Origin of the sequence: Sphingobium sp. B11D3B (assembly GCF_025961735.1) — a bacterium.
Classification (GTDB): domain Bacteria; phylum Pseudomonadota; class Alphaproteobacteria; order Sphingomonadales; family Sphingomonadaceae; genus Sphingobium.
The window spans coordinates 631,877-644,334 of record NZ_JAOQOF010000001.1 but is presented as its reverse complement, the minus strand read 5'-3'; the positions used below and the strand labels follow the sequence as shown (position 1 = coordinate 644,334).

Here is a 12,458-nt window from a genome sequence, read left to right as displayed (position 1 = left end):
GGCGACTGGCACCTCGCCAGACCGCCGAATTCATCGGTATATTAAATGTTATTTGATTTTGTATAACTATATTGAGCCTTGTCGTCAAGGCGATCCTCGCGCGCCCAAGGCGGCGCAGCGCGCGGCTTTGCGCGCAGCATCGGGCGGTAATGCTGGAAATAGGCGAGCATCAGCAGCACGTTTACGCCCAATTCGGTCGGCCCGGTGAGCAGGCCGCTCAGCCGTGCGGTGATGAAGGTGTTGAGATAGAACACCGTCATGCTCGTCGGCACTTCCAGCACGAGGGCCAGCGGAACGAAACGGTTGCTCAGCAGCATTACGCCGACAATTCCCTCCAGCACCTTGACCGCCGGGAAAATGCCGGTCGCAAAGAGCGAGGCAAGGAACGGCCCCGCAATCGGGTGCATGGGCGCCCCGGAGGGTTGCATGTCCGTGAACCAGAAGCGCAGGCACGACCAGAGCAGATGCCCGCCAAAGTAGATGCGCATCACATCGGTCGCCTGGTCAATCGTCCGCCAATCGGCATGGCGGCGCGTGTTCGCCCAGGCCACAGCAACACCGGCCACCATCGGCAGGCCGAAGAAGATGAAGGAATCAAAGCTCAGCAGATTGAACGAGAAGCCCGCGATACAGATCAGTATCGCCGCGACGATCTTTGCCTGGTGCCCCATCGATGCATCCCCTCCAGCGCAGGATCAGGCAGGAGGCACTGCGTACCCCTCACGCCTTCAGCGCTGATGGTCATGCTAGGGCCATCCCCCGCATCGTGTCAACATTTTGAATTTAGTTTTGACTAACAATCTTACTTTTGAGCGCGAATTGATCTTCCAGCAGACGCGCCACCGGAACGCGCGCATACATAACTTGCCCTGCCGCGCCTGTCGGCCAGCCTGTCCAGGCGGCGTGAAACGCGTCGCTCCCGGCACCCAGACTGCTGATGAAGTCCCCGCCTGCGGAATAGTCCTTCACCAGCGCGTCCGGCACGCGGGATGAGGCGGGCGAGACACGCTGCACCGGCCCGAAGCGCTCTCCATCGGCAGACGCCGCGATGTAGAGGTCATAGCTGCCATCGGCATGATAGCCGCGCCAGAGCAGCCCCAGCACGCCGTCGGGCGTATAGGCCAGCGCCGGGCGCGACGACCGCACCACGCCTTCAGGCGCGACCGGGCCATCCAATGCCTGCCAGTGGGCGCCGCCATCCCGGGTGATGCGCACCGAGGGAGTCCCCGCCTTGTCGGACGCCAGCGCGAGCGCATATTGCCCCGCATGGGCCGGATGAGCGGCGATCGGCGGATAATGGACCAGCCGGTCGAAATACTCGACCTGTGTGACGAGGTGCCGCTGCACCGTCGCTCCGCCATCCGCGCTGGTGGCGAAGACCACGCACAGGCATTTCACGCCATCGACCGGCACGGCTTCCGCCAGATAGCTGAACGCGAGGGTGCCGTGGGCGACGACATAATGCCCGTCCCAGCGCTGCGGCCAGCCCGGCGCACCAAAGGCGCGGATCGGCCCCCAGCTTTTGCCACGATCTTTCGAGACGGTGTAGAAGCGCTGGGAGCGCAGCGCCTCGCCCGGCGGGGCCGGATATCCGCCGGAGAGGATGATTTCCCCGCTCACCGCGTCGATCACGCCGCGCCCGCCATCCCATGGCACATGCGTCGCTTCGGCCGGGACCGTGGCATTGGCCTCGAACCGCGCCTCGTCTCCCGTCGCGATGCCGCTGTAGATCGGGGACCAATTGTGGCCCCAGTCGGTCGAAAGGCGCATCACCACCCGCCCTGACGCATGCTCGCCCTCCGGCGCGTTCTGCGGCAGCACGCCCGCCAGCGTCGCCCCGATCAGCAGCTCGCCCTGCGGACCAATGTCCACATAAGGCGAGTTGCACACGGGCGTGTCGGCCATCGCCCAGACCAGCGGCTGGGTATCGAAGCTGCGTCCGCCGTCCTTGGACAGCGAGAGGTGGCACTGCATGCCCCGCTCGCCGGCGGGTTCGCCTGGCCGGGTCATGGCCAGATCCCGCCAGATGACCGCGACGCGCTGCGGGTTGGCGGGGTCGACTGCGATTTCCGGCACCGAGGCGGAAAAGGCCGCGCCGCCGGTGCTGAGTTGCTGGACCATCGGCATCTGCGCCTCCGTTCGTGACGCTACAGGATGACAGCCCGCCACCAGTGCCACTGCTCCTAAGCCAGCAAGCGCCCGCACCCCGCCCTTACCCTGCGCCAAACCGACCATATCCACTCTCCCTCGACCAGCAAAAAGACCGATTTGGACGGCCTCTTTACAATCGATTGTATTCATGTGAGTCTAACAATTCCAGATGCCAATTTGCGATGCGGCACAAAAAATCAGACTAAATGAGAGGTTTATATGGGAGAATCATTCGCCAAGCGCCCTGCGCACAGCCTGTGGTCGCGACTGGTGGCGGTTACGGGCGCATCGGTCGTCGCGCTGGCTTTGCCAGCCGCCGCACCGGCCCAAACGGCTGACAAGCCGGACAGCAATCCAGTGAAGATCGATGCCGATGGCACAGTGCATGTGCCCGCGATGAGCGTGCCGGTTTCCAGCTTCCTGACCGATGAAGCCAAGGCCTATCTGGCCGAGCATCTGCACGACATGCAGGACCGTGAATCCAAGACGCTGCCTGAAAATGGCGTCCCCTTCTTCATGAAGCCCTATATGGCCTCGGCCAAGGCGATGTTCCCGCTGGTCCGGCAGGAAACGACCATCGCAGGCGTGCCCGCCATCACCTACACGCCTACGCAAGGGGTCAAGCCGCAGAACCAGAAGCGCGTCCTGCTCAACCTGCATGGCGGCGGCTTCGGCGGCTGCTACCCCGGTTGCGCCGAGTTGGAATCGATGCCGATCGCGTCGCTCGGTGGCTATAAGGTCATCACGATCGATTATCGCCAAGCACCGCAATATCGCTTCCCGGCTGCCAGCGAGGATGTCGCCAGCGTCTATCGCGAACTGCTCAAGAGCTACAAGCCGGCTGATATCGGCATCTATGGCTGCTCGGCGGGTGGCATGCTCGTTGGCATGGCGATGGCCTGGTTCGATAAGGAGAAACTCCCCATGCCCGGCGCCATCGGCATTTTCTGTGCCGGCATGACGCTGGAGAAAGGCCCCGGTTTCGGCGGTGATGCGCATTATACCACCGCCGCCATCGGCGAGGCGAACCCGCCGGCGGAACCGCCGCCGCCGCTCGGCAAGGGTCTTCCCCCGCTGCAGTATCTCGAGAAGGTCGACATCAAGGACCCGCTGGCCGCACCGGCCAACTCGCTCGAACTGCTGGCCAAGTTCCCGCCGACGCTGTTCATCACCGGCACTCGGGCCTTTGAACTGAGCTCCGCAGTCTACTCACATGGCCAGATGGTGAAGGCCGGCGCCGATGCCGATCTGCATGTGTGGGACGGCCTGTTCCACGGCTTCTTCTACAATCCGGCCATCCCGGAATCGCAGGATGCCTACAAGGTCATCGTCAACTTCTTCGACAAGAAGCTCGGCAAGTAGCGGGTGGGATGCGGCGCAGCGGTCTCCCCTCTGCGCCGCATGTCAGTAAGGAGCCGGCGGCGGACCAGCCTCCATGCCGGCGCCCACCCAATCGAACCGGTCGTCATGATCCTTGGCGATGGGCACCGGCGCAAAGCTGCTGGCGGCGTTGATGTCCCCCCGGCCCGTATAGCGTATCTGCACTGGGAAAGGATAGGTTGGGCGGCGGCGAACTGTACCATCCTCCAGAATGGCAGCGCCTTCCACCGCGCCCGGCGCCGCGCCCCGCTCTACCCAGTTGACCATTGGCCCGAGCAGGTCGTGCTGGTAGGCGACATAGCCGCCAGCGCAGTGATAGACGCCGGGGAACATGTAGACCCGCATGAACGGATCGGTCCCGGCAAAGCCGCCCATCGCGTCCCGGACGCGCTGGTAATAGTCCGGCAGCAGCCATGATCCTGCGGCATTGTCCGCCTCGCCCTGCCACATGATCAGCTTGCCGCCGCGCGCCTTGAATGCGGCGAGATCGGGATTGCTGGCGTTATAATAGCCGCCCTTCTCGATCAGATCGGCCAGGGCCGCCGCATCGGGCTTCCATGTGCGCCAGTCGAAATCCTGATGGGCCTCGCCATTGTAGATCATGAACTTGATCTGGTTCGCCGCCAGTTGATAGCCATCGGCCACGAAGCTGCCCGACCCGGTCCACAGCAATTCGGAGCCGTAAGGCTCGCCGCCAAAGAACAAGGGCCGGCCCTGTGCATCCCTCGGCCCTTCGTAAAGCCGGTTCATCGTCTCGGCCTGTTGCGCCGTCACGCAATCGGTCCGCTGCCCCGGCTTGCAGACGAGGGTGCGCGGATCGAACCGGCAGCGACGAGGATTGTCGATCTGGCCATCCTTGAGGCCATCAAGGCCGTCGCATGCCGCCATCACTGCCCGATGAAGCAATTGGGTGGATTGCGGCGTCAGAATGGGCTGGCCATCCGCGCTCCTGGCCACCTGAGACTCATGAATGATGCGGACGACGCCCGGCGTGATCCACAAAGCGGGCGCGCCCGCGATGATGCCATCGAAATCATCAGGATAGCGCTGCGCTTCCATCATGGCTTCGCGCCCGCCATTGGAGCAGCCCATGAAGTAGGAGTAAGCCGGCTTGCGTCCATAGAAGCGGGCGATGATCTCCTTGGCGACACGCGCCGTCACATGCGCCGCCCGATAAGCGAAATCCGCCCGCAATTGCGGAGCATGAGCCGCCCACAACGTATCGCGCGCGTCCGGCCCGACATGGCCGCTATTATTGAAGCTCACGGCAAATGCGCCGCTGAAGGCCGTCTGATTATCGCAGGAGGGCGACACCGCCTGATAGATGACGCCACAGGCCCCGCCACAGCCACCCTGCAGGTAGCGACCGGTGTAGGTTTCTGTCGGCAGGTGCAGCTCGAACTGAATCTGCGGCGCGATCATGCCCTTGATGCGGCAGAAGGCCACGCCATTGTCCCGCGTCTCCAGCGTTGCGCTGCTGATCCGCGCCGGCGCGCCCTCGATGGTCAGCAGATCCTCGGCGGGCAAGGCGTCGCAGGCCATGACCGGCATCACGACCGGCCGCTCGGGCAGCGTCGTGAAATGGACCGGCGGCATCGGGGATTTCGCCGGTTGCGACTGAAGCGAGGCGCTGCTGACACAAGCGAGCATGGCACCCGCCGCGAGTCGTGCCAGCCGCTTGATCCAACCTGTCCGCATAAGCCTTCCCCTCTCCGATACCTTCGCGTTCAGCGCGGCTTTATGGTCTGATCCGCTTCCCCGCTCTCGCCGTGATAATGCCGGTCGATGAGGTCGAGCAGCACCGGCTCGCGCTCGCCGATCGGCGCCGCGCCCTCCGCGCCGAAGCGCAGCGCGACATGGGCCGGCACGCCATGAGCCGGCCATTGCGGCAGACCGGCCCCATTGGGATTGCCGGTGCGCGCGAAGTTCAGCCAATAGCCGCTCAGCAGACGATGGATCATCTGCTCCTCGGCGTCGAGCGCCCGCCCGGCGGGCTGATAATTGCCGAAGATATAGGCCAGCTCCGCACCATGATGGGCCGTGCGGGGGCGCCCGGCCGGCTGGGGCGGCGCATAATCGAAGACATAGCGATAGACAGGCGCCCGGCCGGTCTTGGTCTGCAGGCCAGACCACATCGCGGCGGTGAAATTGCCCCATTCGACATTGGTCAGGCGCCAGCGGGCATCGGTGGGATTGGCCTGCCTATCCGCACCGATGGCGGCGGCGATAGCGGGCGCCAGCGGACCATATTCGGCCCGCAAGCCATCATTCAGCGCCTCCCGGCTAATCTCGGGCGGGCGCCCGAATTCCTGCGTGGTGCCACCGATGATCATCGGCACATCATTCTGCGCCCCGGCCAGATAGATCTCACGCACGCTGCGGGGCAGCAGCCAGCCATCGACATTGGGCTCATATTTCTGGTCGTCCGGGATCAGCAGCTTGTCCGTGGGTAGCTTGCGCAAGGCGGCGAGGCTGGTCACGTTGCGTTCCGCCATGAACGCTTTGCCCAGGGCCTCGGCCTTCCGCAGCGGCAAGGCCGCCCGCACGCCGAAGGACGAGCCGGATTCGCCGATGGCCTTGGCGAACAGTCCCTTGGCGAGCGGCGAGGCGGTGAGGATGTTCACTGTCTCCGAGCCGGAGGACTGGCCAAACACCGTCACATTCTGCGGATCGCCCCCGAAGGCGGCGATATTCTCCTGCACCCAGCGCAGCGCGGCAACGGCATCGAGAACCCCGTAATTGCCCGAGGCCCCATGGGGCGATTCAGCGCTCAGCTCCGGCGTGGCGAGGAAGCCGAGCGCGCCCACCCGATAGCCGAAGCTCACCAGCACCACGCCCTGCTGCGCGAGCGCGCGCCCATCGAAGATCGGCAGCGCGGTCGATCCACCGCGAAAGCCGCCGCCATAGATCCACACCATCACCGGGCGCTTGGCCTGCGCGCCCATCTGCGGCGTCCAGACATTGAGATAAAGGCAATCCTCGGACGTATCCTTGCGCGCCGGCAGCCCACCGGGACAGGCCGGGGCAAAAGCCGTCGCTTGGCGGGGCCGGCTCCAGCCCGCCGGGGCCGCAGGCGGCCGCCAGCGCAGATCGCCGGTCGGCGCGGCTGCATAGGGCACGCCCTTGAACACCAGCACGTCATCATCGCGCGTACCGACAACGGGACCATAGGCTGTCTCGGCGCGCGGTGCCTCCGCCGAGGCCCCCTGCGCCTGAGCTGAAGCGGGCGCTGCCACGAGCGTGGCGGCCATCATCAGGGCTGCCATCAAGCGGCGTCTCCCGGCGATCTTCCTCATGCGATCAACCATTGGCCCGGCCCCCGCTCGCGCAATCATGGGTCGCGAAGAAGTCGAGCGTCTGCGGCAGATAGCGCACCCAGGCGTCGCCATGCGTGCCCTCGGGAATCAATTCCATGCGCGCATCGACGCCGGCAGCTTTCAGGCGCTCCGTCAGTGTCTGCGTATCGGATGCGTTCGCGCGATCATCCTTGCCGCCATGCACCAGCAGCACGCTAGAGATGGGCTTCAGCTGCTCGACCGGATAGTCCGGCCAGGGCGGCCCGCCGCTCGCGGAAATGGCACACCAAAGCTGCGGATCGGTCTGGGCGAAATGCAGGACGCCGGTCATGCCCATGGAATTGCCCATCAGATACACACGGCGCGGATCGATATTATAGTCCGCCATAGCCTTGGCCAGCACGTTGCGCACATCGGCCTCGGCCAGCGCGGATTGCTGCTCGGGCGGCATCGTCGCTTTCTTCCCCATGTCGGGCAGCGCCGAGGGGAGCGGAAGATTGGCGCCATAATCGGCCATGCCATTATAGCCATTGGGCGAGACCACCACGAAGCCATGCTTTTCCGCTTCCCGCTGAAGCGCACCCCCGGCATCGTCAAAGGGGCCGTCTGCCGTGCTGCCATAGCCATGCAGGATGACCACCATCGGCCAGTGCCGGTCCGCCCGCCAGTTTGATGGCAGAAAGACCCGGTACGCGATCTCCTCGCCCTTGGCCTGCGGCATGGCGTAGGTGAGCTTGAGATCGCCGGTCTGTACCGTGCTCGCATTCGCCGCGGCCGAATTGTTCTGCGCATCCGGCGCGGCCCCGTTGCACCCGGGCAGCAGCAAGCCCAGAGCACCGAGCGCGAAAAGCGCCTTGCCCCCGGAAAACCGCGCAGCTAGCTTGGCGTCAGGCCTTTGAAATGGGGGCATCGTCGCTCTCCTCAATCCTCATCTTGCAATCCATTGCGAATCATCTTTATTCATGATCGTATAACAAAGCGAGATCGGCACCAGCGTTCTTCTGGATAAATTGACCGACCGCTGACTGGACAGGAGACGCCCCATGCCCAACCGCTCGATTTCGCTCTGGGCTTTCACGGCGGCGCTGGCCGGCCTGCTGTTCGGTTTCGACACCGCAGTGATTTCAGGCGCGGAAATGGCCATTCAGCGCACATGGTCGATGGGCAGCGCGATGCACGGGCTCGCCATATCCTCTGCCCTGTGGGGCACGGTGGTCGGCGCCCTGTTCGGCGCGATCCCCAGCGATCGCTATGGCCGCAAACCGACACTGATCTGGATCGGCATCCTCTATCTGGTCTCCGCCATCGGATCGGCGCTGGCGTGGGACCCGTGGTCGTTCATGGCCTTCCGCATCATCGGCGGCCTCGCCATCGGCGCTTCCTCGATCGCCGCGCCCGCCTATATTTCGGAGATTGCCCCGCCGACCTGGCGCGGCCGGCTGGGTATCCTGTTCCAGACGATGATCGTGCTGGGCATTCTCATCGCCTATGTCTCCAATGCCCTCATCAGCGGCATGGGTGCAGCCGATTGGCGGATCATGCTCGCCATCCCGGCCATTCCCGCTGCGCTCTTCCTCCTCGCCACCGTCGTGCTGCCGGAGAGTCCGCGCTGGCTGCTGCTCCACAAGGGCAATGAAGCCGAGGCGCGGCGCGTGCTGGCGATGGCCGGCGGCGATATCCAGGCGATCCGCGCCACGGCCGACCCCGCTGGCGAAAGCCGGATGACACTGCGCCGCTTCTTCGACGGGCATCTGCGCCGGCCGATCATGCTCGCCTTCCTCGTCGCATTCTTCAACCAGCTCTCAGGCATCAACGCGATCATCTACTACGCCCCGCGCATCTTCGGCCTGACCGGCGCGGAGGCGAGCGCCACCCTGTACGCGACAGTGGGCGTCGGCGTGGTCAATCTGGTCTTCACGCTGGTCGGCATGGCGCTGATCGACAGCGCCGGGCGCCGGAAGCTGATGCTGATCGGCTCGGTCGGCTACATCGTCTCGCTGGCCATGGTCGCATATGGCTTTGCCAGCGCGCATTACACACTGGTGCCGGTCTTCATCTTCCTCTTCATCGCTGCCCATGCCATCGGCCAGGGCGCGATCATCTGGGTCTACATCTCGGAGATCTTCCCGAACAATGCCCGTGCGACGGGTCAGGCGCTCGGCACCGGCACGCATTGGGTGCTCGCCGCCGCCCTCACCCTGATCATGCCTGCCGTGCTCGCCAGCGTCGCGCCGGTTTGGATCTTCGGCTTCTTCGCCTTCATGATGGTGCTGCAGCTGCTCTTCACCCTGTTCATGATGGTCGAGACGCGCGGCCGCTCGCTGGAGGAGCTATCGGCGGATCTGGCGAGCGAGCCCGCCCGGCCCTGACCGCCGGGCTACTTCCCGATCAGGCCGACAAACAGATAGAAATTATAGGCCTGCAGCGCGATGGCGAACCAGCCGAACGCATAGAAGGCGATCCGCAGCCAGCGCCGGCTCTTGGACCGGGCCTCGCGGGGCGATGTGGTCTGTACGCTCATAGCCCGGCCTCCTTCGCCGTCGCTTTCCAGGCAAGCATAGGACGATAATAATCGAGGTAGCACCAGATCAGCCACAGATGGATCAGCAGCACGCACAGGCCGCCGATGATCATGTCGCCGATGGCGGCGAGCACCTGCGCATTGGTCACCGTGCCCTGTATCCAGCCCCAGATATCATCGAGGATCAGGGCATCGAGCATGAAGGTGCCGAAAATCACCGGGAAGGCGACGACCAGCATCAGCGGGACGCCCCGGTTGAAGACCAGCGACAGGCCCAGCAGGATTTCGACCACCTTGGCCATCTGGAACATCCAGCCGGTGCGGATCATCTCGGTGATGACAATATGCTTCATCGGTGCATCGAGCGGCATGTAGATGCTCGGTAGCGGCATGAACCCAAAGAACCAGTTGAGACCGCTCAGCAGGCTGAAGATGCCGAGCAGCATCCGGGCAGAAACCACCATTGGCTTGAACATACTGTCTTCTCCCGCTCCGCGACCCCACCCGAATTGCGCCGATTCGAGTTGACAGCGCCCTTGTAACGCGCATGAATTGCTAGGCAATCATGTATTAGGATTTCTCATGACGCCGCAGACTCTGGGCCGGATGACGATCAGTCGTGTCATGGAAATGGAGTCGGCCATGCCGCTCGCGATGATCTTTCCGCAGGTGACGGCGGACGATCTCACCGGCCTTGCGCGATGGTACCGCGATGACAGCCTGACCGGCGACCCGGCGACCTCCCTCGTCACGCTCAGCATGCACAGCTTCGTCATCCAGCTCGATGGCCAGAACATCCTGATCGATAGCTGCAATGGCAATTGCAAGGCGCGTAGCGTGCCCGACATCCACATGCTCGACACGCCCTATCTCGAGAATCTGGCGAAGCTCGGCCTGCGCCCGCAGGATATTCACATGGTGCTCTGCACCCATCTCCACATGGATCATGTCGGCTGGAACACCCGGCTGGAGAATGGCCGCTGGGTGCCGACCTTCCCCAATGCGCGCTACATCTTCGGCAAGCGCGATTATGATCATTGGTCCACCCAGCAGGATATTCCACCCCATCGCGAGGCCTACGACGATTCGGTCCTGCCGGTGGTGGAAGCCGGGCTGGCCGACATCGTCGATACCGACGATCCGCGCGCGGCGTTCAAGGAGATTGGCGATGGCGTATGGCTGGAGCCCGCCTATGGCCACTCGCCGGGCAGTTGCCTCGTCCACGCCCAGGGCGGCGGCGCTGCGGCGACATTCTGGGGCGATGTGATCCACCACCCTGTCCAGCTCCTGCGGCCCGACCTGCAGCTGATGTTCGATGACGATGGCGACGCCGCCGCGCAGGTGCGCCAGTCGCTGCTCGCACGGCTGGCGGATACCGATACATTATGCTGCCCCGCGCATTTCAGGGGCAATTCCGTCGGTCATGTTCGCAGTGATGGCGACGCCTATCGCTACGATTTCATCGACTGAGCCGCCCGCCCCTGCCTAGGCCGCCGGCGGCTTCATCGCGGCGATCCGGAACCGCCGGACCGAGACCAGTTCCAGCACGCCCGCCGCGACATAAGGGTCGGCCTGAGCCGCCGCCTGCGCGGCGTCGAGATCGGCAGCCTCGATGATGACGACGCTACCGATGGGGCGCTCATCCTCGTCCAGCAAGGGACCGGTCAGCGGCATGGCTGGCCCGAACCCCTTGCGATAGGCGATATGCTCGGGCCGCTTGGCCTCGCGAAGCTCGGCAGCGCCAAGCTCGCGATACTCGACCAGAAAATGCGCCATCAGGCTGCTGCGCCCACCGGCTGGAGATCATCGCCGAGCGGCTGGATGTCCTGCCACTTCTGCGTCGGCTCGAAGTTGAACGTCTCGGCCGTGATCTGGCCCCAGTTGAATTGGCCCTGATCGGCTTCCGGCATCTCTCCGGTCTCCGCCAGCCGCCGCGCCGCCTTCAGCATCATGCGCCGGAACGCCACGACAGCCATGTCCGAGCGCCCGAGATGCTCTTTCGAGCGGTCGGCGATCTTGCCCATCGTCTCGCTCACGGCATGATCCTGCAGCGCCACGCCGATGATGCCGGACATGTTCTGCGTCCGCATCATCTCGCGGTCCTGATTGTACCAGACCGACATGCCATTGGTCTTGAAGAACTGTTCGTCATGCGGCGTGTTCGCCTCGCCCATGCGGTGTTCGCGGTCGATGGTCTGGCCGGGATCGTAGAAGAACTGGATGTGCCAGGTGGTGTAGTCGTCACGCGGCACGAAGGCATTGACCAGCCGGCGATTGCGGCGGAACTCCGGCGCTTTGGGGCCATCGGGTGGAATGAAGGTGTAGAAGGGCAGCGGCACCTGCGTCATGCGGCCCTGCTTCTGCTCGCCATCGTTGCGGACGGCGCAATAGCGCATGCCGTAGCGGGTATATTCGATCTCGAGCTTGGGCCGCAGATCCTTCTCGTGCGGCCATTTCGCGGGCTGATCCCAGGCGCTGTCGCGGTGCAGGATGCCCGCATGCGAGCTGTCGACCGCGCCTTCCAGCGCCTGCGCGTAATTGCACTCATAAATGACCTTGAAGGCCTCGCAGCTGCCCGGCGGAATATCGAACCAGGGGAAGTGCGGGAAGACCGGTTCCTTCTCCTTCGGCCCCATATAGGTCCACACCATGCCCCCAGCGACGCGCGTGGGATAGGCCTTGACCCGCATGGCCTTGGCCAGCTTGGAATTTTCCGGCTCGGCCGGCGTATCGACACACTGGCCGGTCACATCGAACTTCCAGCCATGAAACAGGCAGCGCAGGCCGCACTCGCCGTTCACGCCCAGCGCCAGCGAGCTGCCGCGATGCGGGCAATGCTCATCCAGCAGGCCGATCCGCCCCTCGCTATCCATGAAGGCGACCAGCTCTTCGCCGAGCAGCTTGATGCGCACCGGCTTGCCGTCTGCCTGCAACTCCTGAGTCAGCAGGGCCGGCATCCAGAAGCGGCGCATCAACTCGCCCATGGGCGTGCCGGGACCGATCCTGCAAAGCAGCTCGTTATCTTCGTGAGAGAGCATTTGACGCACCTGACATTGTTAGACAATAAGATATAAATATCGTGGCTCGCCCGAAAAGTCACTACCCAAAAG

General features: G+C 64.1%; 12 protein-coding genes. 3 read left to right on the top strand and 9 right to left on the bottom strand.

The window, feature by feature from the left end; genetic code table 11:
* Window positions 1–41: 41 nt before the first annotated feature.
* Both M2333_RS03050 and M2333_RS03045 read right to left on the bottom strand, forming a co-directional pair.
* Window positions 42–671, bottom strand: coding sequence for a hypothetical protein (locus M2333_RS03050; RefSeq protein WP_264573177.1), 630 nt, complete (start codon window positions 669–671; stop codon window positions 42–44).
* A gap of 112 nt (window positions 672–783) precedes the next feature.
* A complete protein-coding gene (locus M2333_RS03045; protein ID WP_264610819.1) occupies window positions 784–2,235 on the bottom strand; it encodes a sialidase family protein in 1,452 nt (483 codons plus the stop codon).
* Window positions 2,236–2,370: 135 nt separating this feature from the next.
* Between M2333_RS03045 and M2333_RS03040 the strand changes: the two genes are divergently transcribed.
* The gene (locus M2333_RS03040; RefSeq protein ID WP_264610818.1) at window positions 2,371–3,513 is read left to right on the top strand and encodes an alpha/beta hydrolase; all 1,143 of its coding nucleotides are present in this window, start codon (window positions 2,371–2,373) and stop codon (window positions 3,511–3,513) included.
* Window positions 3,514–3,555: 42 nt separating this feature from the next.
* On the opposite strand, the gene M2333_RS03035 is transcribed toward M2333_RS03040, so the two are convergent.
* The 3 genes from M2333_RS03035 to M2333_RS03025 are packed head-to-tail and all read right to left on the bottom strand — an operon-like array spanning window position 3,556 to window position 7,737.
* On the bottom strand, window positions 3,556–5,229 hold the full coding sequence (locus tag M2333_RS03035) for a tannase/feruloyl esterase family alpha/beta hydrolase (RefSeq protein ID WP_264610817.1): 1,674 nt from the start codon (window positions 5,227–5,229) through the stop codon (window positions 3,556–3,558).
* A 29-nt stretch (window positions 5,230–5,258) separates the two neighbouring features.
* Window positions 5,259–6,797, bottom strand: coding sequence for a carboxylesterase/lipase family protein (locus M2333_RS03030; RefSeq protein ID WP_264610816.1), 1,539 nt, complete (start codon window positions 6,795–6,797; stop codon window positions 5,259–5,261).
* A gap of 34 nt (window positions 6,798–6,831) precedes the next feature.
* The gene (locus M2333_RS03025) at window positions 6,832–7,737 is read right to left on the bottom strand and encodes a dienelactone hydrolase family protein (protein WP_264610815.1); all 906 of its coding nucleotides are present in this window, start codon (window positions 7,735–7,737) and stop codon (window positions 6,832–6,834) included.
* A 133-nt stretch (window positions 7,738–7,870) separates the two neighbouring features.
* Here M2333_RS03025 and M2333_RS03020 point away from each other — a divergent pair, with 133 nt between their 5' ends.
* Window positions 7,871–9,196 carry a sugar porter family MFS transporter gene (locus tag M2333_RS03020; protein WP_264610814.1) on the top strand — a complete coding sequence of 442 codons (1,326 nt, stop codon included), beginning with the start codon at window positions 7,871–7,873 and terminating at the stop codon, window positions 9,194–9,196.
* An 8-nt stretch (window positions 9,197–9,204) separates the two neighbouring features.
* On the opposite strand, the gene M2333_RS03015 is transcribed toward M2333_RS03020, so the two are convergent.
* Together M2333_RS03015 and M2333_RS03010 are read right to left on the bottom strand one after the other, a co-directional pair.
* The gene (locus M2333_RS03015; RefSeq protein WP_264610813.1) at window positions 9,205–9,348 is read right to left on the bottom strand and encodes a hypothetical protein; all 144 of its coding nucleotides are present in this window, start codon (window positions 9,346–9,348) and stop codon (window positions 9,205–9,207) included.
* On the bottom strand, window positions 9,345–9,824 hold the full coding sequence (locus M2333_RS03010; protein WP_264610812.1) for a hypothetical protein: 480 nt from the start codon (window positions 9,822–9,824) through the stop codon (window positions 9,345–9,347). Before M2333_RS03010 ends, M2333_RS03015 begins: the two co-directional genes overlap by 4 nt.
* Before the next feature lie 106 nt (window positions 9,825–9,930).
* On the opposite strand from M2333_RS03010, the gene M2333_RS03005 reads away from it, so the two are divergent.
* Window positions 9,931–10,818, top strand: a complete 888-nt coding sequence (locus tag M2333_RS03005; RefSeq protein WP_264610811.1) for an MBL fold metallo-hydrolase — start codon at window positions 9,931–9,933, stop codon at window positions 10,816–10,818.
* Window positions 10,819–10,833: 15 nt separating this feature from the next.
* Here M2333_RS03005 and M2333_RS03000 read toward each other — a convergent pair whose 3' ends face one another.
* Together M2333_RS03000 and M2333_RS02995 are read right to left on the bottom strand one after the other, a co-directional pair.
* Window positions 10,834–11,124 carry a YciI family protein gene (locus tag M2333_RS03000; RefSeq protein ID WP_264610810.1) on the bottom strand — a complete coding sequence of 97 codons (291 nt, stop codon included), beginning with the start codon at window positions 11,122–11,124 and terminating at the stop codon, window positions 10,834–10,836.
* Window positions 11,124–12,332: an aromatic ring-hydroxylating dioxygenase subunit alpha gene (locus tag M2333_RS02995; RefSeq protein WP_264610809.1), complete on the bottom strand. Its 1,209-nt coding sequence runs from the start codon at window positions 12,330–12,332 to the stop codon at window positions 11,124–11,126. Before M2333_RS02995 ends, M2333_RS03000 begins: the two co-directional genes overlap by 1 nt.
* Window positions 12,333–12,458 lie beyond the last annotated feature (126 nt).